The sequence below is a fragment of the Phytobacter palmae genome, assembly GCF_039409775.1.
GTDB classification, from domain to species: Bacteria; Pseudomonadota; Gammaproteobacteria; order Enterobacterales; family Enterobacteriaceae; genus Phytobacter; species Phytobacter palmae.
The window spans coordinates 39,120-65,790 of record NZ_JBCIVJ010000005.1; the positions used below are offsets into that span (position 1 = coordinate 39,120).

At 54.8% G+C, this 26,671-nt stretch carries 23 protein-coding genes; 12 read left to right on the forward strand and 11 right to left on the reverse strand.

Annotation, left to right across the window (positions count from 1 at the left end):
• Nucleotide 1: 1 nt before the first annotated feature.
• The 7 genes from rsmE to AAIG39_RS08105 all read right to left on the reverse strand — a co-directional run bounded on the left by rsmE (nt 2) and on the right by AAIG39_RS08105 (nt 7,027).
• Nucleotides 2–733 (reverse strand): 16S rRNA (uracil(1498)-N(3))-methyltransferase, encoded by a 732-nt coding sequence (rsmE, locus tag AAIG39_RS08075; RefSeq protein WP_343193586.1) that lies wholly within the window; start codon nt 731–733, stop codon nt 2–4.
• 136 nt (nt 734–869) lie between these two features.
• Nucleotides 870–1,565, reverse strand: a complete 696-nt coding sequence (gene endA / locus AAIG39_RS08080) for a deoxyribonuclease I (protein WP_090083419.1) — start codon at nt 1,563–1,565, stop codon at nt 870–872.
• Nucleotides 1,566–1,660: 95 nt separating this feature from the next.
• Nucleotides 1,661–2,161, reverse strand: a complete 501-nt coding sequence (locus AAIG39_RS08085; protein WP_090083421.1) for a SprT family zinc-dependent metalloprotease — start codon at nt 2,159–2,161, stop codon at nt 1,661–1,663.
• Between the two features lie 79 nt (nt 2,162–2,240).
• On the reverse strand, nt 2,241–3,062 hold the full coding sequence (locus tag AAIG39_RS08090; RefSeq protein ID WP_343193587.1) for an alpha/beta fold hydrolase: 822 nt from the start codon (nt 3,060–3,062) through the stop codon (nt 2,241–2,243).
• Nucleotides 3,063–3,109: 47 nt separating this feature from the next.
• Nucleotides 3,110–4,738: an MFS transporter gene (locus AAIG39_RS08095; protein ID WP_343193588.1), complete on the reverse strand. Its 1,629-nt coding sequence runs from the start codon at nt 4,736–4,738 to the stop codon at nt 3,110–3,112.
• Complete coding sequence (locus AAIG39_RS08100; RefSeq protein WP_090083554.1) at nt 4,722–5,147, reverse strand: DoxX family protein; 426 nt, start codon at nt 5,145–5,147, stop codon at nt 4,722–4,724. The genes AAIG39_RS08095 and AAIG39_RS08100 overlap by 17 nt, the downstream gene beginning before the upstream one ends.
• Before the next feature lie 5 nt (nt 5,148–5,152).
• Entirely contained in the window at nt 5,153–7,027 is a 1,875-nt protein-coding gene (locus tag AAIG39_RS08105) for an amidohydrolase (protein WP_343193589.1), read from the reverse strand.
• 334 nt (nt 7,028–7,361) lie between these two features.
• On the opposite strand from AAIG39_RS08105, the gene AAIG39_RS08110 reads away from it, so the two are divergent.
• Genes AAIG39_RS08110 through AAIG39_RS08130 form a run of 5 tightly spaced genes read left to right on the forward strand, consistent with a single transcriptional unit; the run spans nt 7,362 to nt 14,615 of the window.
• A complete protein-coding gene (locus AAIG39_RS08110; protein ID WP_090083426.1) occupies nt 7,362–8,051 on the forward strand; it encodes a hydrolase in 690 nt (229 codons plus the stop codon).
• Between the two features lie 59 nt (nt 8,052–8,110).
• On the forward strand, nt 8,111–8,362 hold the full coding sequence (locus AAIG39_RS08115) for a DUF1427 family protein (RefSeq protein WP_249572225.1): 252 nt from the start codon (nt 8,111–8,113) through the stop codon (nt 8,360–8,362).
• 2 nt (nt 8,363–8,364) lie between these two features.
• Nucleotides 8,365–8,619: a XapX domain-containing protein gene (locus AAIG39_RS08120; protein ID WP_090083429.1), complete on the forward strand. Its 255-nt coding sequence runs from the start codon at nt 8,365–8,367 to the stop codon at nt 8,617–8,619.
• Nucleotides 8,620–8,645: 26 nt separating this feature from the next.
• Nucleotides 8,646–9,017 carry a response regulator gene (locus AAIG39_RS08125; RefSeq protein WP_090083432.1) on the forward strand — a complete coding sequence of 124 codons (372 nt, stop codon included), beginning with the start codon at nt 8,646–8,648 and terminating at the stop codon, nt 9,015–9,017.
• A gap of 9 nt (nt 9,018–9,026) precedes the next feature.
• A complete protein-coding gene (locus AAIG39_RS08130; protein ID WP_343193590.1) occupies nt 9,027–14,615 on the forward strand; it encodes an ATP-binding sensor histidine kinase in 5,589 nt (1,862 codons plus the stop codon).
• 9 nt (nt 14,616–14,624) lie between these two features.
• Here the strand turns inward: AAIG39_RS08130 and AAIG39_RS08135 are convergent, their stop codons facing one another.
• Nucleotides 14,625–15,245, reverse strand: a complete 621-nt coding sequence (locus AAIG39_RS08135) for a response regulator transcription factor (RefSeq protein WP_090083435.1) — start codon at nt 15,243–15,245, stop codon at nt 14,625–14,627.
• Nucleotides 15,246–15,459: 214 nt separating this feature from the next.
• Between AAIG39_RS08135 and AAIG39_RS08140 the strand changes: the two genes are divergently transcribed.
• Nucleotides 15,460–15,621, forward strand: coding sequence for a hypothetical protein (locus AAIG39_RS08140; RefSeq protein WP_249572223.1), 162 nt, complete (start codon nt 15,460–15,462; stop codon nt 15,619–15,621).
• 36 nt (nt 15,622–15,657) lie between these two features.
• Here AAIG39_RS08140 and AAIG39_RS08145 read toward each other — a convergent pair whose 3' ends face one another.
• Together AAIG39_RS08145 and metK are read right to left on the reverse strand one after the other, a co-directional pair.
• Entirely contained in the window at nt 15,658–17,052 is a 1,395-nt protein-coding gene (locus AAIG39_RS08145; RefSeq protein ID WP_090083437.1) for a sugar porter family MFS transporter, read from the reverse strand.
• A 437-nt stretch (nt 17,053–17,489) separates the two neighbouring features.
• Nucleotides 17,490–18,644 (reverse strand): methionine adenosyltransferase, encoded by a 1,155-nt coding sequence (metK, locus tag AAIG39_RS08150; RefSeq protein ID WP_343193591.1) that lies wholly within the window; start codon nt 18,642–18,644, stop codon nt 17,490–17,492.
• A 409-nt stretch (nt 18,645–19,053) separates the two neighbouring features.
• Here metK and AAIG39_RS25685 point away from each other — a divergent pair, with 409 nt between their 5' ends.
• From AAIG39_RS25685 to speB, 5 genes are all read left to right on the forward strand, one after another.
• Nucleotides 19,054–19,197, forward strand: a complete 144-nt coding sequence (locus AAIG39_RS25685; protein ID WP_425503285.1) for a hypothetical protein — start codon at nt 19,054–19,056, stop codon at nt 19,195–19,197.
• 134 nt (nt 19,198–19,331) lie between these two features.
• Entirely contained in the window at nt 19,332–19,421 is a 90-nt protein-coding gene (yqgB, locus tag AAIG39_RS08160; protein WP_271849771.1) for an acid stress response protein YqgB, read from the forward strand.
• An 8-nt stretch (nt 19,422–19,429) separates the two neighbouring features.
• Nucleotides 19,430–21,406: a biosynthetic arginine decarboxylase gene (gene speA / locus AAIG39_RS08165; protein WP_090083440.1), complete on the forward strand. Its 1,977-nt coding sequence runs from the start codon at nt 19,430–19,432 to the stop codon at nt 21,404–21,406.
• 142 nt (nt 21,407–21,548) lie between these two features.
• The gene (locus AAIG39_RS08170) at nt 21,549–22,271 is read left to right on the forward strand and encodes a hypothetical protein (RefSeq protein ID WP_090083441.1); all 723 of its coding nucleotides are present in this window, start codon (nt 21,549–21,551) and stop codon (nt 22,269–22,271) included.
• A gap of 120 nt (nt 22,272–22,391) precedes the next feature.
• Nucleotides 22,392–23,312: an agmatinase gene (gene speB, locus AAIG39_RS08175; RefSeq protein ID WP_090083443.1), complete on the forward strand. Its 921-nt coding sequence runs from the start codon at nt 22,392–22,394 to the stop codon at nt 23,310–23,312.
• 55 nt (nt 23,313–23,367) lie between these two features.
• Here speB and loiP read toward each other — a convergent pair whose 3' ends face one another.
• A complete protein-coding gene (loiP, locus tag AAIG39_RS08180) occupies nt 23,368–24,126 on the reverse strand; it encodes a metalloprotease LoiP (RefSeq protein WP_249572221.1) in 759 nt (252 codons plus the stop codon).
• A gap of 281 nt (nt 24,127–24,407) precedes the next feature.
• Here loiP and tkt point away from each other — a divergent pair, with 281 nt between their 5' ends.
• Nucleotides 24,408–26,399 (forward strand): transketolase, encoded by a 1,992-nt coding sequence (tkt, locus tag AAIG39_RS08185; protein ID WP_343193592.1) that lies wholly within the window; start codon nt 24,408–24,410, stop codon nt 26,397–26,399.
• Nucleotides 26,400–26,671: the final 272 nt, after the last annotated feature.

Sequence of the window (26,671 nt, forward strand, 5' to 3'; positions counted from 1 at the left end):
TTTAACCCAGATCGCCAAACCGCACCTGCAGCGCGGTAATGGCAGTAAGGGCAGTTGTCTCTGTGCGCAATACGCGGGGTCCCAACAGAATATCAGTAAACTGGTAGCGCGAGGTCATGGCGATTTCGTCTGCCGTCAATCCGCCTTCCGGGCCAATCAGTAATCGTACACGTTCCACCGGCAACGGCAGGGTATTAATGCTCTGGCTGGCGCGAGGATGAAGATTGAGCTTAAGGCCGTTCTCTTCTTCTGCACACCACTTTTCGAGATCCATCGCCGGGCGAATTTCAGGAATACGGTTACGACCACACTGTTCACAGGCGGCGATGGCGATCTTCTGCCACTGCTGAATCTTTTTATTCAGGCGGTCGGCATCCAGTTTAACGCCGCAGCGCTCAGAAAAAAGTGGCGTAATGAGGCTTACACCCAGTTCGATCGATTTCTGGATAGTAAATTCCATTTTCTCGCCGCGAGACATCACCTGGCCCAGATGAATGTGCAGCGGCGACTCACGATCGTCCACCGCACCCTGAATCACTTTAACGATAACGCTCTTTTTATCGGCGCGAGTGATTTCAGCGTCAAACACCTGGTTTGAACCGTCAAAGAGCTGAATAGTCTGGCCCTGGACCATACGTAATACGCGGCCAACATGGTTTGCCGCATCATCGGCGAGTGCGATTTCAGTGCCAGTCTGGATGAGTTCAGGGTGGTGGATGCGTGGGACGCGCATAGTTCAGATTTCCGTGTGAAAGGTGGCGCATTTCCCCTTCGCCTTCAAAGGGGACGATTTGCGCCCTCTCCCTTTCGGGGAGGGCCAGAGTGAGAGTCAATGCACCTGCAAAATTTACAATTGCCGCTAGTGTAGGTTAGCTCTTTCGCGCCATGCAAGCGCGCTGCACATACGGGTTATGATTCCCCTGTACCTGAGCGATGCGCGCATCACGCGTACATTCCCAGTCGGTCACCGGGTAGAGTTTATCCCAGGCAGTAAAAAGCTGTGTCTGCTGGCGCGACAGGGTGAGCTGATACTGATCGCGCATATAGAAGTAAGTGCGGGCAATCACGCCACGGGCGCTGGCAGGCGGTTCGGCCAGTTTGGCTCTGAAGTCGACTTTCATTTCGCAGCGACCATACTGGCCTTCGCCACCGTTCCACTGGCCATACATAAAGTTGCCGCGATCGGCGTTCACTTCACCCACAGCGGGTTGCAGGTTATGCATGTCGCTTTCCATCTTGCGATAAACAGGATCTTTGGCGCAGTTTTTCCGTCCGCCATCCTGCCAGCACTGACGCTGATGACCGAATTGCCAGGCCGGGACAACATGCTCCCATTCAATACGGCTGGCGCGGTTTTCATTTTTGCGCACCTTATAGCCGCAAGAGGCCAGATCCACCACCCCTTTTTTCCCCTGCCACTGAATTTTACAGCCGCAATAAAAATCGCCCGGTACGTCGGCGTTGACTTTAACCCCGGCGGCTTTGGCCTGCGCGAAGCTATTGATGCCGTCCGCCAGTACCGGCGCGCTGAGAATAAGCAGTAAAGATGAGATAACGCGTAACATTGAGAACTCCCTGTCAACTGGAGTGCGCAACGTAGCGGAAGCGATTGTCAGATGCAATCAGTAGGCGCGGAAAACATTCTTAATGGTTCATGTAATTAGCGCTCAGGCACCAGCGTTTCGCCACAGTGTACGCAGCGATAGGTGGTCTCACCGCGTACCACGCGATTGTGCCGCCGCACGGTCAACTGATGCTGCTGGCACTTGCAGCGGTAGGGAAAGGTATCAGGCCGCACCGATTCAAGTTCAAACTGATGAGTACGGCGCGCGGGGACGCCAAGCACGCTTTCCATCATCCATTTCCACTCTTTGCCGTGTGGCGAAACGCGGCCAAAATGTTTCCAGACCAATAAGTGCGCCAGTTCGTGCGGCACCACTTCGTCGATAAACGCCTGTTGGTTTTCCATCAGCAACACCGGGTTAAGGCGGATTTCATACGTATTGAGCCAGGCCGTGCCTGCCGCTGTCCCCCGTTGCTGATAAACCAGTTTGGGTTCCGGATAATTACGCTCAAGTTTCTGATTGGCCAGGGCAAGTTTTTCCCGCAGGCTGCGCATGACGGCCTGCTGTATAGCGATGGGGAGACGGGAGGTTTTCATAAGCGCAGAGAATAGGGCGATGAGCGGGGGAGTGCAAGAAAAAGCCTCCTCCGGACAGGGAGCGAGGCTTCATTCTGACTTACAGCGATTGCAGGAAGGAGAGTAAATCGTTGTTCAGTTGATCCTGATGAGTCACCGCAAAACCGTGCGGTCCATTGTCATACACTTTTAATTGCGCGCCTGGGATCATCTCTGCGGCCACTTTACCGGTTGATTCGAACGGGACGATCTGGTCGTTGCTGCCATGAATCACCAGCGTCGGCACGTTAACTTTGGCGATATCCGAACGGAAATCGGTCTCGCCGAAGGCGGTGACGCAATCAATGGTCCCTTTAAGTGAGGCCAGTAGCGCAATGTTCAGCGTCTGGGTCAGAACCCCCTGAGAAACCGTCTGCCCGGCGTTAATGCCATAAAACGGCGTGGCGAAATCGCTGATAAACTGCGCCCTGTCTTTACGCAGTCCGTCGCGAATGCCTTCGAAAACGCTTGAATCGACACCCTGCGGGTAGTCTGCCGTTTTGCCGAAAATTGGCGTCACCGCACCCAGCAGTACCAGCGCTTTGACACGCGCCGTGCCGTAACGACCAATATAGCGAGACACATCGCCGCCGCCCATGGAGAAGCCCACCAGCGTCACATCCTGCAAATCAAGCGTGGTGATAAGATCGTTAATGTCAGATGCGAAGGTGTCGTAGTTGTAACCTTCCCACGGCTGATCGGAACGACCAAAACCACGGCGGTCAAAGGCGATGACGCGATAGCCGCGCTCTGCCAGAAAATTTAACTGGCTGTCCCACATATCGCCATCCAGCGGCCAGCCGTGGCTGAACAATACCGGTTTTCCCGCGCCCCAGTCTTTGTAATAAATCTGCGTACCGTCCTGCGTTTTGATTGTGCTCATACGTAAATCCTCACTGTCGCTATTGCTTGGGTTGATATGGGTTGCTGTTACATTATGGGTGCTATCAGATAACGTGCTTCGGGAAGATGCCCGCCGCGATGGAATGCCTGTACTTTGCTTTGAATCAGCAGGTCATTCACCGTATGGCGCTCCAGCTGGCGCAGATGCTCGATCCATGTGCCGACCACGAACGATTCCACAAAGACGCCGGGGCGCTGGATATCCTCATACACAGACCAGCTCAACGCACCGCCGCGCACTCGCACCCGGCGAATCTCCTGGATACAGACGACAAAGCGGGAGACATCCTCGGGATCGATCAGATATTCATACATCACCATTACCGGACCACGTTCATGTGAAACATCAAGTGCCTGGGCATTACTGTCGATATCGCGAATGTCCAGGTTGAGATCGGGGTCTTTATTCAGTTGCCAGCGCAGTACAGTCAGACTCGCCAGCAGCATGCCGACTGTTGCCACGCACAAGGAGGTGGGAATACTAAAGTGCGATGCCAGCTGGCCCCAGATGGCGCTACCGAGCGTCATCGAACCAAAAAAGACGGTCAGATAGACGGCCAGCGCCCGGGCTTTCACCCATTTGGCGGCGCTACGTTGTGCTCCGACATTGAGGGTGGAGAGCACCGCAATCCAGGCGAAGCCGGTCAAAAATTCAAAAGCGTTGAGCAGCCAGAAATGGCGGATAAACGCCAGCGCCAGCATGCTGATAGCGAAAATGACGCTGTTAAGTACCATCAGCCTGTCCGGGTTAAAGCGTTTGCGTAAACGCGGCAGCACTATCGCACCGCAAATCGCCCCCAGGCCGATACAGGCCAGCATGATGCCGTAACCGCCAGGTCCAAGGCCCAGCTCGCGGCGAGCCACCAGCGGCAGAAGCGCCCAGCCGGCGCTGGCAAAGGTGAAGAATGCCACGGTCCGCACCAGCACGTTACGCAGTACCGGAGCGGCATGGACATAGCGCAGCCCGGCCCGTACGGCGGAAAAGAAGTGTTCCGGCGGCAGGCGCTGAATCAACGGTTCTGCTTTCCAGCGCCACAGGACCCAGGCGACACCCAGCACCGACGTCGCATTGAGGGCGAATACCACCCAGGGGCCGGCAAAAGAGAGGATCAGCCCGCCCAGCGCCGGGCCGATGGCGCGGCTGATGTTGATGCCGAGCGAGTTCAGCGCGATGGCCGCAGCCAGCTCATGTTTTTCCACCAGGTCCGGCACAATGGCCTGAAATGGTGGAGAGCTCATGGCTGCGCCAGTGCTTAATAAGAAAGCCGCAACCAGCAGCACCGTCGGTGTCACCAGCCCGGCAAAAGAGAGCAGGGTTAGCCCGGCGGCAGCAATAAACACCCACAGCTGGGAAAACAGCAGATATTTTCGCCGGTCGACAATATCTGCCATCACGCCGGAGGGGAGGGCGAAAAGAAACATCGGCAGACTGCTCGCTGCCTGGACCAGGGCCACGGAAAGCGGATCGTCGCTTAACGTCAGCATGGTCCAGTTCACCCCCACATCGTTCATCCATGAACCGATGTTAGAGACCACCGTGGCAATCCACAGCATCCGGAATACTGGCTGGCGTAGCGGCTGCCAGGAGGACGCACCAGCGGAAGCGGCTGACGGAGTTTGTACCGTCGCCGCATGAACATCATTGACTTGCGCCATGCCTGAACTCCTGTTTGCCCGGCATACTCACCCGCCATTTACCCGGGCCGGTTAACGCCAGCGTGGTGAAGATGATGAGCAGCAGCCAGCCAAATTGTCCTTCCGCGATACTCCATTGCGGGTGTACAACCAGCATGGCAACCAGCAGCACGCCAATAATCGGCAGGCAAGCCAGCCGCGTGCCAATGCCGGTAATAATGAATATCGGGCATACCACCTCTGCCAGAATGGCGGGCAGCAGGCTGAACCAGGGGCCAAAACCGAACGGGTCCTCAATTCGGCTAAGTTCTTCATGAAAGTTCAGCACCTTCGGCAGACCATGCACATAGAGAAGTAACAGGCTGCCGGTCAGGCGCAGGAAGAAGAGCCCCGCATCAATACGGGGCGACATCAGCGTTGTATTTTTCATAGGCATCAGAACGCGAAGCAGCTGCAGCCGAGCGCGCCCCAGAAGGCGTTATCGTCTGAAACCGGAATGGAAGATCCGCGCGCCACATCGTGCTGGTGATGATGCACGCCACAGGGGCCACTGCAGTGATGTACGGTGGGCATCATCCCGACGCGTGTCTGCTGTGGCGGCGCGCTGCGGTAGTGACCCGGCACGTTGACCACCGGCGACCACTCCGGCAACACCGGAATCGCAGGCGGGGCTTCTGAGCTGAAACCGCCTGCGGCATAGACGATGTTGCCATTGACCACGGTCAGTACCGACTCAATGCCTTTGATTTCGTCTTCCGGTACGCGGAAATAGTCTTTGCTCAGCACTGCGAGGTCAGCCAGTTGGCCCACCTTAATCTGACCTTTTTTGCCCTGTTCGCTCGAGAACCAGGCGCTGCCCTGTGTCCAGAGCATCAGCGCGGTGTCGCGGTCGAGCCTGGCATTGACATCGTACATCTGCATACCGCCGACGGTGCGCCCTGAGACCAGCCAGTACAATGCGGTCCACGGGTTGTAGCTGGCCACGCGGGTTGCGTCGGTTCCCAGCCCGACCGGTACGCCGGTTTCGAGCATTTTTGTCACCGGCGGGGTGTGGCGCACCGCGTCCATGCCATAACGTTCCGCGAAGTATTCCCCCTGAAACGCCATACGGTGCTGCACGGCGATACCGCCGCCCAGCGCTTTGATGCGGTCAATGTTGGCCTGGGTGACGGTTTCCGCATGGTCGAAGAACCAGTGCAGGCCGTTGAACGGAATATCGCGGTTTACGCGCTCGAAGACGTCAAGCATGCGGCTGATGGATTCGTTATAGGTAGCGTGCAGGCGGAACGGCCAGCGGTGCTCCACCAGGTGGCGCACCACGCGCTCCAGCTCATCCTCCATGCCAGGCGCGAGGTCCGGGCGCGGTTCAAGGAAATCTTCAAAATCCGCGGCAGAGAACACCAGCATTTCACCTGCGCCGTTGTGACGGAAGAAATCGCTACCCTGGCCCGGTGTCAGCATATCGGTCCATTTCTCGAAATCTTCCAGCTCATGGCCGGGGCGCTGGGTGAAGAGGTTGTAGGCGATACGGATGGTCATCTGCTCTTTGGCGTGCAGTTCGCTTATCACTTCATAATCTTCGGGGTAGTTCTGGAAGCCGCCGCCCGCGTCGATAGCGCTGGTCAGCCCCAGGCGGTTTAGCTCGCGCATAAACTGGCGGGTGGAGTTAACCTGCTGCTCCAGCGGCAGCTTCGGCCCTTTGGCCAGTGTGGCATAGAGGATCATGGCGTTTGGCCGGACAATGAGCATGCCGGTGGGGTTGCCGTTGCTGTCGCGCTGGATCTCTCCCCCCGGCGGGTTCGGCGTATCTTTGGTGTAGCCGACAACGCGCAGGGCGGCGCGGTTGAGCAGGGCGCGGTCATAAAGATGGAGGATAAAAACCGGGGTATCCGGCGCGGCCTCGTTGATCTCCTCAAGCGTCGGCATCCGACGCTCGGCAAACTGGAATTCGCTCCAGCCGCCCACCACGCGCACCCATTGCGGTGAGGGGGTACGCAGCGCCTGTTCTTTCAGCATCCGCAGGGCGTCAGCCAACGATGGTACACCTTCCCAGCGCAGTTCAAGGTTGTAGTTGAGACCACCGCGAATCAGATGCAGGTGTGAGTCGTTAAGGCCTGGAATGGCGGTACTGCCTTTGAGGTCCACCACCTTGCTGCCGTCGCTGTGATATTCCATCACTTCGGCCTGCGTGCCTACCGCCAGGAATTTGCCGTCACGGATGGCGACCGCTTCTGCGACCGGGTTTTCCCTGTCCACCGTATGAAATTTGCCGTTGATTAATATCAGTTCAGCTTTGCCGAGCGAGACCATAAATCCTCCTGTCTGAGCCATCCGAAGCAGGCAAAACGCCGCCGGACGATAAGATGCGATGCTCCGTCAGAACAGAGCGTGGAAGTGGGAGGGATTATGGTGAGCTGGCGAAAACGGCGTCTAGTTATACGAAGGTATACCTATACGAACGTATAGTTATACACAGAGATAATAGTTCTCATTTCTGACAACTCTTACTATCCGTCCCGACAGCAGCGTCCGGGACGAAACGCATTTCGCCTGTTCAGGCAGCGCGAGAATACCCGGTCACTGTCAGAAAAATCTCCGCTCCCCTTTCACGGGAAACTGCTACTTAACGACAACGGGTATTCTTATGACCAACTCTAAGCTTGAAGTACTGACTCCCCAGAATTGCCAGATTATTTTTATCGATCAGCAGCCGCAGATGGCGTTTGGCGTGCAGTCTATTGACCGCCAGGTGCTGAAAAACAATGTCGTGGGCCTGGCGAAAGCGGCAAAAGTTTTCAACATTCCGACCACTATCACCACCGTTGAGACGGAAAGCTTCTCCGGAAATACCTTCCCTGAACTGCTGGACGTATTCCCCGAGCATGACCTTCTTGAGCGCACCTCCATGAACTCCTGGGATGACCAGAAAGTGCGTGATGCGCTGGCGAAAAATGGTCAGAAAAAAGTGGTGGTATCCGGCTTGTGGACGGAAGTGTGCAACAACACGTTCGCCCTGTGCGCCATGCTGGAAGGGGGATATGAAATCTATATGGTGGCTGATGCTTCCGGCGGTACTTCGAAAGAAGCGCATGATTACGCGATGCAGCGCATGATTCAGGCGGGGGTGATCCCGGTGACCTGGCAGCAGGTTTTGCTGGAGTGGCAGCGCGACTGGGCGCACAAAGAGACCTACAACGCGGTGATGGATATCGTGAAGGAGCACTCCGGCGCCTACGGGATGGGCGTTGATTACGCCTATACCATGGTGCACAAAGCACCGGCACGTGCCAAAGGGGCGCACCGCACTTTAGCTCCGGTTCCGGCCAATAAATAATTTGCAGGGGCGGCGCGTCAGCGTCGCCCGATTCTGAACCCGATAAGGGGAGAATGACCATGAGTACAGCGCTCATTTCCCTCGGCGCAGGTGTGTTTATTGGGCTGGTCTATGCCTTGTTAAACGTCCGTTCCCCGGCCCCGCCAGCGATAGCTCTGGTGGGACTGCTCGGCATGCTGGCGGGCGAGCAGGCGATCTCCGCGCTGCGCTCGCACCATCAACCCCAGGCCGCCATAAGTCAGCCGCAGGCCGCAGCGCAAATGGCGGACAACGCGATCCTTTCTTCAGGCCGTCAGACAGGGGCGGGTTAACTATGTTGAAATCGTATCTAATTTCCCTGGCGACGGGCCTGTTAGTGGGCGTTATCTATGGCGCAATGCAGGTGCACTCACCCGCACCACCCATCATCGCCCTGCTGGGCCTTTTTGGTATGCTGATTGGCGAACAACTGATTCCGCTTGCCCGTCGGCTTCTGCGCCGCGAGCCGGTGACAATGGCGTGGTTTCGTCATGAATGTGTGCCCAAAATTAGCGGCACGCCACCTCCTGACGACAAAAGCGCCCCTTAGCCTGAGGGCAGACAGAGGAGTACGGCATGAGGCTGTCACCGCGCATTGTCATCATTGATGATGAACGTTCCGTCCGTAGTGGATTAAGCAACCTGCTCCAGTCGGAGGGGTACGACTCTGACGCCTTCGACTCTGCGGAGGCATTTCTTCATAATGAATCCGCGCTGTCTGACGCATCTCTGCTTATTATTGATATCAAGCTAAAAGGTATGAGTGGCCTGGACCTGTATCGCCGGGTGGCTCAGCGTTGCGCTCCGCCGCCGGTGATTTTTATCTCCGGACATGAAGATGAAAACCTGTCGCGTTATGCTCCTGAGTTCGGGGGCGTTACGCTGCTGCGTAAGCCCATTAAAATCGAAACGCTGCTGGAACAGATCCGCCGCGAACTCTCTGTGTGAGGAGCGCTAATGAGCGAGAAACTTTCTGCTGCCGGTAAAATGATGGATGGTGAGGTTGTCACCTTAACCGATGACATTATTTTCACTCCGCTGACGCAGGAAGGAGGTATCGCCTGGACGCTGTGTCAGCCGCTACATTCCGGCAGCAGTTTTATTCTTGCCTGCGCGGCCGTCACGGGTGATGAAGCCGCATTCCATACCACCCAACGCTTAAAAAATGAATTTGCTCTGCGCAGACGACTCTCTGGTGTATGGGCGATAAAGCCGTTCAGCAGTACCAGTTACCATGGCCATTACGCACTGGTCTATGCGCCATTTCCTTTCCGCACCCTTGCACAACTGCCCCGGCAGCGAGCGCGTAGCATTGCCGATTTTCTTTCGGTTGCTATTGGCCTCTGTGCCCCGCTACGCCAGATGCATGCGCAGGGGCTGATGCACAGCGATATCAAACCAGGCCACTTTTTTATCGACCCCGGCGGCGCTTACCGCCTGGGGGGATTTGGCCTTGCCAGCGAAGGAACGAATGCCTTCGACCCGTCTCGCCTGACGGAGCCTGGCGGGACGCTGGCGTATATGTCGCCGGAGCACACCTCCCGTACGCCGGACAGGGTCGACAGCCGCAGCGATCTCTATAGTCTTGGCATTGTGCTCTACGAACTGCTGACCGGTGAGTTGCCCTTCGATCTCAGCGATGGCGGGCAGGCTGAATGGGCCCATCACCATATTGCCTCCGCCCCCAGGCCACCCCGGCAGGTACGTACATCGGTTCCCCCAACGCTCTCGGACATGATTTTGCGGCTGCTGGAGAAATCCCCGGATAACCGTTACCAGACGGTTGACGGATTGATTGCCGACCTGCGCCGCTGCGAGGCTTCGCTGGCCAAAAACGGTGAAATTACGCCGTTTATTCCCGGTTTGCAGGATCGGGTTGCGGCGCGTCTGCAGCCGGACCCGCTTTTTCTCGACCACCCGCAGCACCATCAACTGCTGGCGGTGTTTGACCGGGTGGCGGAGAGTGGCACGCATGCCCTGGTAACCATCAGTGGACCGCCGGGCTGCGGTAAATCTTCGCTCATTGCCTCGGCGCTCAGAAAGTTGCAACAGCGGCAGGCGTTACTCGCCGTGAGTAAGGCCGACCAGTATTCCCCGGTTCTGCCTTATACGGTCATTGCTTCTGCGTTTCGCTCGCTGACGCTCTGGCTGCTCGGCCAGGGAGCGGAAGAGGTGGCCCGCTGGAAAATGCGTTTAACACGGGCGCTTGGCGTCCATGCCGCGCTGGCGGTCAATCTGGTGCCGGAGTTAGGTTTACTGCTTGAAAACCCACCGTTGACCGTTGTGAATACCCAGTCGGCGGATAGCCGAATGCGTTTCAACCTGATGGCGCATCGGCTTGTTGAGGCGTTTGCCACTCCTGACCGCCCGCTGGTGCTTGTGATTGATGATATTGACTGGATAGATCAGGCAAGCCTGCATCTGCTGGAGCATCTTGTCAGCAGCAGCGAGTCGCTGCCGCTGCTGCTGGTGGTTTCCTGCGCTGACACCGGCGTGTTTGCGGATGTCAGCGAAGAGGCGCAGTTGTCGACTCTGCGCGTCGGCGCCCGCTATACCGTTGAACTGCGGCCTGAACCGTTGAGCGTCAAAGCGGTATCCCGATGGCTGGCGGACCTGTTGCAGGCGCGGGCCTCCTGCCTCGGTGAACTGGCAACGCTGATCCACGAAAAAACCGGTGGTAACCCCCTCTTTACCCATGAGTTTATTCAGCGCATCGTCAAAGACGGGCTGATTACTCATCACAAACAGCAGGGCAAATTGCACTACGATTCACACGCGATCCGTTCACGTAACTACACGGAAAATGTGGCAAGCCTGGTGGTGCTGCAACTGGCAGAGATGCCACCCATGACGCGCAGACTGCTGGGCTGTCTGGCCTGTGTAGGGGGAAACGGTAATCCCGCACTGCTTAGCGCAATGCAGGAGACAGGGCCGGAGCTGCTACATGACCATCTGCTGCCTGCTGTTGCCGCCCGGCTGATTAGCCGCAGCGGTGATCAATATGCCTTTACCCATGATCGGGTGCAGAAGGCTGCGCAGGCACTGCTCGAAGCTGATGATATCTGTCATCTCAATTTTGCTGCCGCGCGGTTCTTTACCGACGCGGTGTCTCAAAACGACAGCAATGAAAATCTGTTTCTGGCGGTCCACCACATAAGCTCATCCATCGACTGTGTTCGCGTTTCACCCGAACGCGATAATTATCGTGCGATCTGCCGTCTTGCTGCGCAGCGCGCCAGGTTGACGGGGGATTATGCCTCGGCGGTGCGCTATCTGCGTACCGCGCGGTTATTGAAAGAGGATGCCCTGATTACCGCGCCTGATGAGGATTTCGCTCTCGCTTTTGAAGAGGCGGAGTGTGAGTTTTTGCAGGGTAATCTGCCCTCTGCGCTGACGCTGTGTCAACAGCTACTGCGTGCGCCGGGTAGCCTGCAACAAAAGGCGGTTACCGCAGGCATGATGGCGGAAGTGCAAATGCGACAGTCGGATATGAGCCTTGCGCTCGAGACCGCCCTGGCCTGGCTTGCGGTGTTCGGCATTCATCTGAGCCGTGCGCCGACAGATGCGGAGTGCGATGATGCCTGGCAAATGATTGAAGCGCGTATCGGGGATTATCCGGCGAGCCATTTTCGCCAGCTTGCGCGGATTGAAAACCCCGAGGCAGAAGCCGTCATCAACCTGATGCTCAGCGCCAGTATGTTTGCCGCATTTACCGCTCCACGCCTGCATTTTCTGTTACTTTGCCGAATCATATTGATGACCCTGGAGCATGGCTTAAATGGCGCGTTTACCACGGCGATTGCCTGGTACGGTGTCTTGACTGGTTGTCGCTACCATGCGTATGAAAAGGGGTATATGTACACGCTGCTGGGGCGCGATTTAGTGAAGGAGCAGCCGCTAAACCCCTTTATGGGGCGTACCTTTCTGGCGGTGGATTTGTGCAGCGCCTGGGTGAAGCCGCTGGGCGTTGCGGTGGATCACGCTAAAGCGTGCTTTACAGCGGCGGTTGAGCACGGCGATTTAACCGCAGCCTGTTTTATTATCCGCCATCAGACGATGAATTTCCTGATTCGTGGCGACCACCTCGACGGGGTGTTGACGACCATTGAAGGCGGACTGAGTTTTATCCGCAAGCTACGTTTCCCGGATGTTGAGGTCATGCTGCTTATCCAGCGCCTGTACGTTAATCATTTGCGTAACGCTGGATCGGGCAAGTTAAGTGGTCATAACCTCTATTCTGCGGCGTTGCTCAACTCAACCAACAAACACGAGAGACAGCCGATACCCCTGACCATTTTCTGGTTCTGGCTCTATCAGGGCATGGCCCATTTTATGGCAGGCGAGTATGACGATGCTTCCCGCTGTCTGGAGAAGGCGGCCCCGGTAGCCGATATGGTGCCGGGCTATCTGCATCTGCTGGATTATCACTTTTATAGCGCTCTCTCGCTGAGCCTGAGATTAACACCGGAAACGGTGACGCCCGCGCAGCGGGAAATCCTTGTTGCACATTATGACGTTATCGCACGCTGGGCGGATCATAACCCGGCGACCTTTGCCGATAAGGCCGCGCTGGTGCACGCGGAACTGGCGAGGCTGGAGCAGGCGAACGATGTCGCCATCGCCCGGTACGAAAACGCCATCGCCCTTTCTGCTGAGGTTGAGTGTCATCCGGTGAATGGCCTGGCTTGCGAACTGGCCGGGGGTTTTGCCAAAGCGATGGGCTGGCATGTGGCTGCAGATGGCTATTTCAGAAACGCCTTTTCCGCATGGCGGCGCTGGGGGGCGGTGGCAAAACTGCGTCAGCTTGAACGCCAGTACCCCCATCTGGCCTCCTCAGGACAACGCTCGCCTTACGACACCATCACTTTCGCGCAAAACGAAATGATGCACGATCTGGAAAGTGTCCTGCGGGCGGTCCGTGCCATGACCGAAGAGATTGACCTCGACCGCCTTGTCCACACGTTGATGACGATGTTACTGGAGCGGGCAGGGGCGCAGCGTGGGCTTTTGATTCGTATCCTTGATAATACCATTCCCGAAACCCAGGCGTGGGCGGAGACATCCTCTGAAGGGGTGAAGGTACAGATTGTCAGAGAGCGCCCCTCTGCTACCGATATGCCCCTGTCGGTACTGGCGGCGGTGATGCGTACCGGGCAGGAGATTCGTATCAGCAAGTCTGAGTTGTTCGGCCCGTTCAGTCAGGATCCGTATCTGGTGACTTCCGGTGCGGGCATCATGTGTGTACCGATGCATAAGCAGGGAAAACTGGTGGGGGTGCTCTATCTGGAAAATCGGGTGATGCCGGAAATTTTCACCGCCGGGCATTCACGTATCGTCAGAATGCTGGCGGCGCAGGCGGCGGTTTCGCTGGAGACGGCACGCCTTTATGCCGAGCGGGTCGAAGAGAACGTACAGCGTCGCCGGGCGGAAAAAGAGCTACGCGCCAGCCAGACCTCGCTGATGCTCGGGGAGAAAATCAGCAATACCGGAACATGGCGTTGGGAGCTGGAGCAGGATGTGATGTTTGTTTCCGATGAGTATGCGCGCATCCTTGGCCTGCCCGACCATCAGCGGACGTTATCAATGGCCGACTTTATGACGCTGGTGCATCCGGAGGATTTTCCGCGTATCAACGCTCTGGTTAACGATAGCGTGCGTAATAGCGTCTCAATGCGGGCGGAGTTTCGTATTTTCCGCCCGGATGGTGAATGCCGCTATATTCTGGGTGTGGGCAATCCGGTGGAATATGAGGCTAACGTCGCGGAGTATTTCGGCGTTATCACCGATATCACGGCGCGTCGCCAGTCTGAGGATGCGGTTCGCGTGGCGCAGGCCGATCTCGCCCGTGTTTCCCGCGCGACAACCGTTGGTCAGTTGACGGCCTCTATCGCCCATGAGATTAACCAGCCGCTGATGTCGATTGTCGCCAATGCGGGCGCCAGCCTGCGCTGGCTGAGCCGCGAGCCTGCGATGCTGAGTAATGCACGCGCAAGCCTGGAGGAGATCATCAGCGAAGGAGAGCGTGCGGGTAATATTATCCGTGGTCTGCAGGCGCTGACGCGAAACCAGACCTCAGGCTGCACGCAGATTAATCTGCATCACCTTGTCTATCATATTGTGGCGCTCTCGCGCAGCGAGCTGGAACGCCAGGAGATCGCGCTGCATTACCAACTGGAGGCGCAGAATGCCGCGATTTTTGGCGACAGCGTACAAATACAGCAGGTGCTGTTAAATCTGATCGTCAATGCGATTGATGCAATGGCGGGAATAGAGGATCGCCCGCTGATGCTGACTGTAAGTTCAGCAAATTCGCAACCCGATAAAATTCGCCTGGCCATTGCCGATACCGGCGTAGGTCTTACGCCTGAGGTACAGAAGCGTCTGTTCGACTCCTTCTACACCACTAAGGAGCATGGCATGGGAATGGGGCTGAGTATCAGCTACGGCATTATTGAAAAGCACGGCGGTAAATTGACGGCGGAGCCTCGCCAACCCTGCGGCAGCATCTTTACTTTTACGTTGCCGACCCACCCGGCGCAAGCGTAAACCAGGCCGCTATCGTCCCAGGGTTTTTTGAATATTCAGACGGTCTGCAGCCCTGACCAGATCGGTCAGGGAGCGGACCTGCATTTTCTCCATCACCCGCTTTTTATGTACTTTGGCAGTAATTTCGCTGACCCCCATTTCGGTGGCGATCTGCTTATTGAGCAGTCCACCAATAGCCAATTGAAACACCTCTTTTTCGCGCGGCGTTAGTGAGTCATAACGGGTGGTCAATGCCTGTATCTCTTGAGTTTCGTCGAGAGTTTTCTCCGCCAGTTTCAGGGCGTCGGCCACCGCCTGCAGCAGTAAGCCTGGGACGGCGGGTTTGGTCATAAACTCATACGCCCCTGCTTTCATCGCTTTGACCGACAGCGGAATGGTGCCAAAACCAGTCAGGAAAATGACCGGAATCACATGTCCGAGGCGGGAAAGGGCGTCGGTGACGTCGAAACCGCTGGCACCGGGCATATTCATATCCAGAATCAGACAGCCTGGCTGTGGAGTAAAAGGGTGAGACAGAAACGCTTGCGCTGAGGAGAAGTCGGCCACCCGATAATCCTCCGCGCGCAGCAGACTAACCAGCGCCTGCCTGACGGAATTATCATCGTCCACAACGTAAACAATGTGATCCATGCGTGTTCCTGGTTATTAGGGATATGTCTGTGCAAGAAAGATACTGACGTGAAGAGACGCCCGTTATGTTTCTTACATTACAGTGACATACATAGTTTTTTACTAAAGGATAACTGAATGTTAACACAATAATTATCATTATCATGTTTCAAATGAAAATAATAAAAATGCATGGCGTAATAACCGACGTTTCATTCCTGGCGTGTGTTAGCAGATGAAAAACAGCGTGTTGGCGGCAGGAAACAGAAATCGCGGAGCCTTCGATCTCTTTACCCTTATGCATAAAACAGCGGTGGAGGGAAAAATTCAGATTATTCTGTCAGGAAGCGAACAGGCCAGCACTCAGAAGAGGGCTGGCCTGCAGTATCACCTGTGAATGGTCGTGCCTGTGGGACAAAGGCACGCCATCAACTTAATTATGGGAACCGATTTCGCGCAGCGGGCGGCCTTTCATCAGGTTACGCTCGATATGCTCCAGCGAAATATGTTTTGTTTCCGGAACCAGCCACAGCGTCAGGATAATAAACAGGACGTTGAGGCCACCATAGACCCAGAAGGTGTTGGCGTTGCCAAGGGAGTCCAGCATAGTGAGGAACGTGGCACCGACAATCATGTTCGCTATCCAGTTGGTTGCTGTGGAGCAGGTGATACCGAAATCACGCCCTTTCAGCGGCTGAATTTCTGAACACAGTACCCAGATGACCGGACCGGCACTCATGGCAAACCCGACGATAAACATCAGCAGCATGGCGACAGCAAAGTATTGCGCACCCGGTGAGTGAATGCCCAGATGCAGCATGGTCCCCAGAACCCCCATCCCGACGGCCATCACCAGGAAACCAAGCACCAGTGTGGGTTTGCGGCCCCAGCGGTCAACAACACCAATCGCGATAAAGGTAGCCAGGACGTTGGTCAGACCGACAATTACCGTCCCCCACATTTGCTGGGTGGTATTACTGTAGCCTGCCAGTTCGAAGATTTTCGGTGCGTAATACATGATTACGTTCATCCCGGTGAACTGCTGCATCACCTGCAACAGCACGCCAAGGAAGACCGCGCGACGGAAATTGTTATTCTCTTTAAACAGCGCCCAGCCGGTCTGTTTCACCTGCAGACTTTCACGAATTTCATCCAGCTCGTTTTTGGCTTCGGCGCTGGTATCACGCAGGCGTAACAGTACGCGTTCAGCATCGTGGAAACGGCGTTTGGCGGCATACCAGCGCGGGCTATCCGGCAGGAAGAAGACGCCGATAAGCAGCAGGATCGCCGGAATAACAATCACGCCGAGCATCCAGCGCCACGCGCCACTGTAGCTGAATGCCGTATCTGACAGATAGGCTCCGAGGATACCGATGGTAATCATCAGCTGGTACATCGAAATCATACTGCCACGGATTTTTTCCGGTGCTATTTCGGACAGATAGAGCGGGGCGGTATAAGAGGCTATCCCCACAGCAAGACCCAGAATAACGCGGGAAATAATCAGGACTTCGACGTTAGGGGCGACAGCTGAGCACAGAGAACCAATAACAAAGAGAATGGCGCCGATCATCAGGCTTTTCTTACGCCCGAGTTTCCACGACATCCAGCCGCTGCCTACGGCACCGACTGCGGCACCAAACATCATTGAACTGACCACCCACTCCTGTACATGAGAGTCAATTTTAAAATCATTGGTGATAAAGGGCAGCGCCCCGGCGATAACACCAATATCCAGGCCAAAAAGAAGTCCTGCCAGTGCGGCAAGGAAGCAGACAAAAAAGGTCATCGCCTTGTTTGAATGTCCCTGTTTTTTATTGTCAGGCATGATGCCCTCCATATCGTTATATCAGTTTTTGCGATGGTAAACGTAGGCCAATGCCGGGCTGTTTTTTTGTGATGAATGTCACGCAAGTGTAATCGGTTACATTTTCCCGAAAACAGCCAGATAAATAAAACTGATAAATATTATAGATATAAGAAAAAGCGGCGGGGGCGCGTGACGCGAGTTTCAGACTAAACCGAAAGGGGATGTAACAGCGGATCTGTGCCTGGTAAAGGTTGGGTTATAAGCCGCGTGAATAACGGCAAAACACAGATGTAATCGTTCTCATTAAGATATTGAAAATGCTTTAAAAGTTTAGTCGGTTTTTGTAAAAGCGCAGGAGGCAGTGCACTGATAAACAAAAGGCCAGCACGAGGCTGGCCTGTTACAAAACGCTAAAGCGTTTACGCCGTATCCGGGAAATCTCCCCGGTAGCGCTGTTATTTCAGACCGGCAGCTTCACGCAGCTGAGCGGCTTTGTCGGTTTTTTCCCACGGGAAGGTTTCGCGACCAAAGTGACCATAAGCAGCCGTTTGCTTGTAGATCGGATGCAGCAGGTCCAGCATCTGAATCAGACCATAAGGACGCAGGTCAAAGAACTCGCGCACCAACAGGATCAACTGCTCAGCAGGCACTTTCTCTGTACCGAACGTTTCCACCATGATGGAGGTCGGTTCCGCCACGCCGATAGCGTAGGAGACCTGGATTTCACAACGGTCAGCCAGACCAGCCGCGACGATGTTTTTTGCCACATAACGGGCTGCGTAGGCTGCGGAGCGGTCAACTTTAGACGGATCCTTACCAGAGAACGCGCCACCACCATGACGAGCCATGCCGCCGTAGGTATCAACGATGATTTTACGACCGGTCAGGCCGCAGTCGCCCATCGGGCCACCGATAACGAAACGGCCCGTCGGGTTGATAAAGAATTTGGTGGATTCGTTCAGCCACGTGGTCGGCAGGACCGGTTTGATGATCTCTTCCATTACCGCTTCCTGCAGCGATTTCTGGTCGATATCTTCGGCGTGCTGGGTAGAGAGAACTACCGCGTCAATGCCAACGATTTTTCCGTCGTCATACTGGAAAGTGACCTGGCTTTTCGCGTCCGGACGCAGCCACGGCAGAGTGCCGTTTTTACGCACTTCGGCCTGACGCTCAACCAGACGGTGTGCGTAGGTGATCGGCGCTGGCATCAGCACGTCGGTTTCGTTGGTTGCATAACCAAACATCAGCCCCTGGTCGCCTGCACCCTGCTCCAGCGGATCTGCACGGTCAACGCCCTGGTTAATATCCGGAGACTGTTTACCAATCGCGCTCAGTACGGCGCAAGAGTTGGCATCAAAGCCCATATCAGAATGGATATAACCAATTTCACGAACGGTGTTACGGGTGATCTCTTCGATATCGACCCATGCGCTGGTAGTGATTTCACCACCGACCAGCACCATGCCGGTTTTTACATAGGTTTCACAGGCAACACGTGCTTTCGGATCCTGTTCGAGGATCGCATCAAGCACGGCGTCGGAGATTTGGTCAGCAATTTTGTCAGGATGCCCTTCTGAGACGGACTCGGACGTAAAAAGGTGTTTTGCCATATTGTGTTTTCACCCTGGAATAAAACGGTTGGCTTAGACACTGTGTCAGGATGCCTTCACGGTTGTTCCGCGAGGACGTGCAGGTAGCGACACGGACTGTCTAAGTGTTAATCAGTATAGATGGATTAACATCTGGATGGCTATTCTAGGTTAATTCTTAACCCTATTGCCAGCGTTTTTTGAGGTCACGCACGTTCTGTCTGAATTGGTTACAGAAAATTTCCCTATGCATGGCGCGAACGTAATTTTTTATTTTGCATTTTTACCCCGTTATCGGTATAAAATGCCGCGCGCGGCTCATATTAAAAGCGCACGGGACTCCTCGTGTTGCCACTTCCAGCCGGGTTAAGCAATTTATGGCTTTGGCTTGTCGCAGGTCGTAAGACGTGTGTGGAGGTGATACGAGATAATGAACCGTTGCTTTCAGCAGAATCCGTTGCGTCGTTCTGACGCGCGTTTATTCCCCACAACCTGCATTTCAAATCTGCAAACCTGCCGATGTTATACCCATTTCGGCGCTTCTCAGGACTCCCGGGCCGGTATGGCACTGTGATGACTGAACAAGGGCTCTCCTGCTGATTCAGGAGTTTTCTCGTGGTTTCGCCGAACCGTCATATTTCGTTCGGTCACGTGTTTTACAATGTTATGAACAAGAAACCGGTCGCACAGTCGGTATTTCAGCATCTTATGCTGCATAGCCAGACTGTTTATGGGTTGTTATCGCAACGTAACGTTGTGATAGTAGTTAACTGTTTTACACTTAATACAAAGAGTTGAGGTTCGCTATGTCTGACGACATGTCTTCATTTTCGCCTTCGTCAGCAGGCGAACACGGTGTACTACGTTCCATGCAGGAGGTTGCGATGAGCTCCCAGGAAGCCAGCAAGATGCTTCGTACTTACAATATTGCCTGGTGGGGTAATAATTATTATGACGTCAACGAACTGGGCCATATCAGCGTATGCCCGGACCCTGACGTCCCGGAAGCCCGTGTTGACCTCGCTCAACTGGTAAAAGCCCGTGAGGCGCAAGGCCAGCGTTTACCTGCGCTGTTCTGCTTCCCGCAGATCCTGCAACACCGTCTGCGCTCCATCAACGCCGCCTTTAAACGCGCGCGTGAATCCTATGGTTATAACGGTGACTACTTCCTGGTTTACCCCATTAAAGTAAACCAGCATCGTCGCGTTATTGAGTCGCTGATCCATTCCGGCGAGCCGCTGGGTCTTGAAGCGGGTTCGAAAGCCGAGCTGATGGCGGTTCTGGCGCACGCGGGCATGACCCGTTCGGTGATCGTTTGTAACGGCTATAAAGACCGTGAATACATCCGTCTGGCCCTTATCGGCGAGAAGATGGGCCACAAGGTCTATCTGGTCATCGAAAAGATGTCGGAAATCGCTATCGTGCTGGAAGAAGCCGAGCGCCTGAATGTGGTGCCGCGCCTGGGTGTTCGTGCGCGTCTGGCGTCGCAGGGATCCGGTAAATGGCAATCCTCCGGCGGTGAGAAATCCAAATTTGGCCTCGCGGCGACACAGGTACTGCAACTGGTGGATATTCTGCGTGATGCCGGACGTCTGGACAGTCTACAACTGCTGCATTTCCATCTCGGCTCGCAGATGGCCAATATCCGCGATATCGCTACTGGCGTGCGTGAATCCGCTCGTTTTTACGTTGAACTGCACAAGCTGGGTGTCAACATTCAGTGTTTCGACGTGGGCGGTGGTTTGGGCGTGGATTATGAAGGTACGCGTTCCCAGTCAGACTGCTCGGTGAACTATGGTCTGAATGAATATGCCAATAACATTATCTGGGCGATTGGTGATGCCTGTGAAGAGAATGGGCTGCCGCATCCGACAGTGATTACTGAATCAGGCCGTGCGGTGACGGCGCACCATACTGTGCTGGTATCAAACATCATTGGCGTAGAGCGTAACGAATATACTGACGCGACACCTCCGCCTGAAGATGCCGCCCGCCCGCTGCAAAGCATGTGGGAAACGTGGCTGGAGATGCATGAAACCGGCAACCGTCGCTCTCTGCGCGAATGGCTGCACGACAGCCAGATGGATTTGCACGATATTCATATCGGTTACTCTTCCGGCACCTTCAATCTTCAGGAACGTGCCTGGGCAGAGCAACTTTATCTGAACATGTGCCATGAAGTGCAGAAGCAGCTCGATCCGAGCAATCGCGCGCATCGTCCGATTATTGACGAACTACAGGAGCGTATGGCGGATAAGATTTACGTCAACTTCTCCCTGTTCCAGTCAATGCCGGATGCCTGGGGTATCGATCAGCTTTTCCCGGTACTGCCGCTGGAAGGTCTGAATCACGCGCCGGAACGTCGTGCGGTGTTGCTGGATATCACCTGCGATTCCGATGGCGCCATCGATCACTATGTGGATGGCGATGGTATTGCTACCACCATGCCGATGCCGGAGTACGACCCGGAAAACCCGCCGATGCTGGGCTTCTTTATGGTTGGCGCGTACCAGGAAATTCTTGGCAACATGCATAACCTGTTTGGCGATACCGAAGCGGTGGACGTATTTGTCTTCCCTGATGGCAGTGTGGAAGTGGAACTGTCGGATGAGGGCGATACCGTGGCGGATATGCTGCAATATGTGCAACTCGATCCGAAAACCTTGCTGATTCAGTTCCGAGATCAGGTGAAACAGACCGATCTGGACGATGTGCTGCAACAGCAGTTCCTCGAAGAGTTTGAAGCAGGGCTGTACGGGTATACCTACCTCGAAGACGAGTAATTCACCTTTAACTGACCGATTTAATCATTTAAATCGGTCAGGTTTTTATTGATAGAATCCTGGAAAGAGTGACCCCGGATTCCACTTTATTTTTTGTTAAGTAAGCTTCCCTCGTTGATAATCAATTCACCAGGGACGGGCTATAACAACCTCTAAAATCAGTTGCATCCTCGCAGGCGTTTTTTTGTTATTAAGCGGCTGCTCCAGTACACAGCAATACCAACGTTCATCTTCACCGGCAGTGGGAACCGCGTGGGGGCAGGATATTCATTCGACGGTCAACGCTGTTAGCGCTGAGCGCGCTCAACCAGAACCGATAGACACCATAGTCATCAATTACACTACGCGAACAGAACCCGGTTACGACAGCATCTATAGTATTCGTACCGGCGAATTAGAGTATGCGGTACGGGATGTTAATTTTAACTCGCTTCCCATTACCCGAATATATAATCATTCGGTTGGTAAGTGGCAGTATCAACTCCGGGCGAAAATAAATACCCCTTATCAACTGTATGTACGCAATTATAGTTATGACACAGATTATGAAGTTATTGCTACTGTCGATGGACTGGATGTCCTGAACGGTAAGCCCGGCTCAATCAGGAATGCCGGGTATATTGTAAGAGCAGGTGACTCTTTAATTATTAAGGGGTTCAGGAAGAATAACAGTACTGAATCTGCATTTATTTTCTCCCCGTTAGAAGACTCATATAACGCCCATTCTGCTTACGGTGATGTACGACATGCCGGGCTGATTGGTTTTGCGACGTTTGTTCTTAAAGGCAAAAACGACAAGCCCTGCGCTGCCAGTGCTTTTCCCGGCGACGGTAATGAATTTGCGCCAGCCCCTTGCCGTAAATAATTTCCTTGCTGGAAAGACCTCTGGTTTATGTCGATAATTTTTTCTTATCTAATGTTCCTGTAAGGCAATAAGCAATGCTATAGCGGGAACATTATCACGACGATATCAGGAGGTCGCTTTATGAGCACTCTGGGACATCAGTATGATAATTCTCTTATCTCCAACGCCTTCGGTTTCTTACGCCTGCCTTTACATTTTCAGCCATGGGATAGCGACGCAGAGTGGGTGATTACCGGCATTCCTTTTGATATGGCAACCTCGGGGCGTCCCGGCAGTCGCCTGGGGCCCGGTGCTATCCGACAGATTTCCACGCATCTGGCCTGGGAACATCATCGCTTTCCGTGGCATTTCGATATGCGCGAGCGCCTGCGCGTCGTGGACTGTGGCGATCTGGTGTATGCCTTTGGCGATGCCCGCGAAATGAGTGAAAAGCTACAGGCCCATGGCGAAAGATTGCTGTCAGCGGGAAAACGACTACTGTCATTTGGCGGTGACCATTACGTGACGCTGCCGTTGCTGCGCGCCTACGGTAAACATTTTGGCAAAATGGCGCTGGTGCACTTTGATGCCCATACCGACACCTATGCCAATGGCTGTGAATTTGACCATGGCACCATGTTCTACACGGCGCCGAAAGAAGGACTGATTGACCCGGCGCACTCCGTTCAGATTGGCATTCGTACCGAGTTCAACCAGCATGACGGTTTTACGGTGCTGGATGCCTGCCAGGTGAATGACCGCAGCGTGGAAGATATTCTGGCGGAAATAAAAACAACGGTAGGTGACCTGCCGGTCTATCTGACATTTGATATCGATTGTCTCGATCCTGCATTTGCCCCGGGCACCGGGACACCCGTGATCGGTGGGCTGACATCCGATCGCGCACTTAAACTGGTGCGGGGACTCAAAGATCTGAATATCGTAGGGATGGATCTGGTCGAAGTCGCTCCGGCTTATGATCGGGCCGAGATCACCGCACTGGCAGCGGCAACGTTAGCACTGGAGATGCTCTATATCCAGGCAGCGAAGAAAGGAGCGTAATGCAGCGAATATGGCCCCGGTAAGCGAAGCACCACCGGGGACATCATGAGTAAAATTACTTAATGCCGTCCGCCGCCAGGCGATCACGGACATGTTGCGCACGTTCAGCCGAGGCCGGGTGATCGTCAAACATAGAACTCTGGCGACCCTCTTCGAGTTTTGCTAATTTTTCGAAGCTGGTAGCCAGCCCAATCGGGCTAATTCCACGTTTGCGCAAAAGATCATAGGAATAATCGTCCGCTTCGGACTCCTGACGCTGTGAGAACTGTGAATTCACCAGTTTTTCACCCAGGGCGCCCAGCTGAGATTGCGACAAATTGCCCACCACGCCCCCCGCTGATGCGGCAGCTGCACGGACGGCATTGGTGCCAAGCGCCACCTGCATGCCTTTCTTCACGTGACCGAGCGCAACGTGGCCCATTTCATGGCCAATCACCGCCTCGACTTCGTTGTCATTCATCATGTCCATCAGACCGCTGTACACGCGAATACAGCCATTGGCCATGGCGAAGGCATTAACGTCTTTTGCTACGTAAACCTTGTAGTTCACCGGCTGGCCGTTGATGTTATCGCCAAGCGCGGCGGCAATCTTGCTAAGGCGCTGATTATACTGGCTGCCCGCCGGGGCTATCGTTGCTTTACTGTCCATCTGCTTACAGGCTTCGTCGCTCAGGCTTTTAACCTGCGCATCGCTTAGCGTGTAGGCCTGAAAAGCTTCTGCTCCGGAGGTCAAAAAACCATTAGAGTCCATATTCTGGCAGCCTGCCAACAGGGTCGCTGTCATCAGAGCAAGCAAAGCCGGGCGAATTTTCATCTCTTATCTTCCACGCAAGTTAATTCATAATTCTGATAATGCGCCGCGCACAAACGAGCCGGTGCAGTTGCACAAGTATAAAGAATAGAACGATTACCGGGCGAGTCTATTGCGCAACGCGCAAGCAGCTTCCAGAGATTTCTTAATCCTCAAAAGGATGCTCCATGTACATGACTTCCCGCTTGGGTTACATTGTTGGCACTTTTTTCCGGCGTAGCCCATAACGCGCTGTAGTCAAGTCGTTCCGGGCATGGCCTTTAACAGTCCGATCTGGAGTCAAAATGTCCTCACGTAAAGAGCTTGCCAATGCCATTCGTGCGCTGAGCATGGACGCGGTACAGAAAGCCAAATCCGGTCACCCGGGTGCCCCGATGGGTATGGCTGACATCGCCGAAGTCCTGTGGCGTGATTTCCTGAACCATAACCCGCAGAACCCGGCATGGGCTGACCGCGACCGTTTCGTGCTGTCCAACGGTCACGGTTCAATGCTGATTTACAGCCTGCTGCACCTCACCGGTTACGACCTGCCGATTGACGAGCTGAAAAACTTCCGTCAACTGCACTCAAAAACCCCGGGTCACCCGGAAGTGGGCTACACCGCAGGCGTGGAAACCACTACCGGCCCGCTGGGTCAGGGTATTGCGAATGCGGTCGGTATGGCTATTGCGGAGAAAACGCTGGCGGCGCAGTTCAACCGTCCGGGCCATGACATTGTTAACCACTTCACTTACGCGTTCATGGGCGATGGCTGCATGATGGAAGGTATCTCTCACGAGGTATGCTCCCTGGCCGGCACCCTGAAACTGGGCAAACTGGTCGCGTTCTACGACGACAACGGCATCTCCATTGATGGCCACGTGGAAGGCTGGTTCACCGATGATACCGCAGCCCGTTTCGAAGCCTACGGCTGGCACGTAGTACGTGGCGTTGACGGTCATAACGCAGACTCCATCAAACGTGCAGTAGAAGAAGCGCGCGCAGTCACCGACAAACCGTCTCTGCTGATGTGTAAAACCATCATCGGTTTCGGTTCACCGAACAAAGCGGGTACCCACGACTCCCACGGCGCACCGCTGGGCGATGCGGAAATCGCACTGACCCGTGAAGCGCTTGGCTGGAAACATCCGGCGTTTGAAATCCCGTCTGAAATTTATGCCCAGTGGGATGCGAAAGAAGCTGGTCAGGCGAAAGAGTCTGCCTGGAATGAGAAATTCGCGGCTTATGCCAAAGCTTTCCCGCAGGAAGCGGCTGAATTTACCCGCCGTATGAGCGGTGAGCTGCCTTCTGATTTCGACGCGAAAGCGAACGAATTTATCGCGAAGCTGCAGGCGAACCCGTCCAAAATCGCCAGCCGTAAAGCGTCTCAGAATGCGATTGAAGCCTTCGGCCCGCTGCTTCCGGAATTCCTCGGCGGCTCCGCTGACCTGGCACCGTCTAACCTGACGCTGTGGTCTGGTTCGAAAGCAATTAACGAAGATACTGCCGGTAACTACATTCACTACGGCGTGCGCGAGTTCGGTATGACCGCTATTGCCAACGGTATCTCTCTGCATGGCGGTTTCCTGCCTTACACCTCTACCTTCCTGATGTTTGTGGAATATGCCCGTAACGCGGTGCGTATGGCGGCACTGATGAAACAGCGCCAGGTGATGGTTTATACCCACGACTCCATCGGTCTGGGCGAAGATGGCCCGACTCACCAGCCGGTAGAGCAGGTGGCATCTCTGCGCGTGACCCCGAATATGAGCACATGGCGTCCGTGTGACCAGGTGGAATCTGCCGTGGCATGGAAGTACGGCGTTGAGCGTGCCGACGGCCCGACTGCGCTGATTCTGTCCCGTCAGAACCTGGCGCAGCAGGAGCGTACCGCTGAGCAACTGGCAAATGTGGCTCGTGGTGGTTACGTGTTGAAAGACAGCAATGGCCAGCCGGAGCTGATTTTCATTGCCACCGGTTCAGAAGTTGAGCTGGCAGTTGCCGCATGGGAAAAACTGACTGCCGAAGGCGTGAAGGCTCGCGTGGTTTCCATGCCGTCTACTGATGCGTTCGACAAACAGGATGCGGCTTACCGTGAATCCGTACTGCCAAAAGCTGTTTCCGCACGCGTGGCAATCGAAGCGGGTATCGCCGACTACTGGTTCAAATACGTGGGCCTGAACGGCGCAATCGTCGGTATGGCTACCTTCGGTGAGTCTGCACCGGCAGAGCTGCTGTTTGAAGAGTTCGGCTTTACTGTCGACAACGTGGTCGCAAAAGCGAAAGCGCTGCTCTGATTGTGGTCGGGTGCGGACTGGCGCCCTCAGCATAACCCTCTCCCGGCGGGAGAGGGTGTAAATACTAAAACGGTAACCGCCTGGTTACCGTTTTGCGTTGACCGCGAGTTATTCCTGCAAAAATGTGACGCAAGTCAGATAAATGGTCGCCAGGGCTGGACATGGATTCCTTTTATTCTGCGTTTCGCTTATTCTAGCTGAAGCGTTTCAGTCGCTTAAATGTTCGACAAATAATCAATCAAACGCAGTTTGTGACAGGCGAGGTTTCCCTG

Excerpts from the sequence above, each read along its gene's own strand:
- rsmE (WP_343193586.1), bottom strand. The coding sequence starts at position 733 with ATGCGCGTCCCACGCATCCACCACCCTGAACTCATCCAGACTGGCACT.
- endA (WP_090083419.1), bottom strand. The coding sequence starts at position 1,565 with ATGTTACGCGTTATCTCATCTTTACTGCTTATTCTCAGCGCGCCGGTA.
- AAIG39_RS08085 (WP_090083421.1), bottom strand. The coding sequence starts at position 2,161 with ATGAAAACCTCCCGTCTCCCCATCGCTATACAGCAGGCCGTCATGCGC.
- AAIG39_RS08090 (WP_343193587.1), bottom strand. The coding sequence starts at position 3,062 with ATGAGCACAATCAAAACGCAGGACGGTACGCAGATTTATTACAAAGAC.
- AAIG39_RS08095 (WP_343193588.1), bottom strand. The coding sequence starts at position 4,738 with ATGGCGCAAGTCAATGATGTTCATGCGGCGACGGTACAAACTCCGTCA.
- AAIG39_RS08100 (WP_090083554.1), bottom strand. The coding sequence starts at position 5,147 with ATGAAAAATACAACGCTGATGTCGCCCCGTATTGATGCGGGGCTCTTC.
- AAIG39_RS08105 (WP_343193589.1), bottom strand. The coding sequence starts at position 7,027 with ATGGTCTCGCTCGGCAAAGCTGAACTGATATTAATCAACGGCAAATTT.
- AAIG39_RS08110 (WP_090083426.1), top strand. The coding sequence starts at position 7,362 with ATGACCAACTCTAAGCTTGAAGTACTGACTCCCCAGAATTGCCAGATT.
- AAIG39_RS08115 (WP_249572225.1), top strand. The coding sequence starts at position 8,111 with ATGAGTACAGCGCTCATTTCCCTCGGCGCAGGTGTGTTTATTGGGCTG.
- AAIG39_RS08120 (WP_090083429.1), top strand. The coding sequence starts at position 8,365 with ATGTTGAAATCGTATCTAATTTCCCTGGCGACGGGCCTGTTAGTGGGC.
- AAIG39_RS08125 (WP_090083432.1), top strand. The coding sequence starts at position 8,646 with ATGAGGCTGTCACCGCGCATTGTCATCATTGATGATGAACGTTCCGTC.
- AAIG39_RS08130 (WP_343193590.1), top strand. The coding sequence starts at position 9,027 with ATGAGCGAGAAACTTTCTGCTGCCGGTAAAATGATGGATGGTGAGGTT.
- AAIG39_RS08135 (WP_090083435.1), bottom strand. The coding sequence starts at position 15,245 with ATGGATCACATTGTTTACGTTGTGGACGATGATAATTCCGTCAGGCAG.
- AAIG39_RS08140 (WP_249572223.1), top strand. The coding sequence starts at position 15,460 with ATGAAAAACAGCGTGTTGGCGGCAGGAAACAGAAATCGCGGAGCCTTC.
- AAIG39_RS08145 (WP_090083437.1), bottom strand. The coding sequence starts at position 17,052 with ATGCCTGACAATAAAAAACAGGGACATTCAAACAAGGCGATGACCTTT.
- metK (WP_343193591.1), bottom strand. The coding sequence starts at position 18,644 with ATGGCAAAACACCTTTTTACGTCCGAGTCCGTCTCAGAAGGGCATCCT.
- AAIG39_RS25685 (WP_425503285.1), top strand. The coding sequence starts at position 19,054 with ATGAACCGTTGCTTTCAGCAGAATCCGTTGCGTCGTTCTGACGCGCGT.
- yqgB (WP_271849771.1), top strand. The coding sequence starts at position 19,332 with ATGCTGCATAGCCAGACTGTTTATGGGTTGTTATCGCAACGTAACGTT.
- speA (WP_090083440.1), top strand. The coding sequence starts at position 19,430 with ATGTCTGACGACATGTCTTCATTTTCGCCTTCGTCAGCAGGCGAACAC.
- speB (WP_090083443.1), top strand. The coding sequence starts at position 22,392 with ATGAGCACTCTGGGACATCAGTATGATAATTCTCTTATCTCCAACGCC.
- loiP (WP_249572221.1), bottom strand. The coding sequence starts at position 24,126 with ATGAAAATTCGCCCGGCTTTGCTTGCTCTGATGACAGCGACCCTGTTG.
- tkt (WP_343193592.1), top strand. The coding sequence starts at position 24,408 with ATGTCCTCACGTAAAGAGCTTGCCAATGCCATTCGTGCGCTGAGCATG.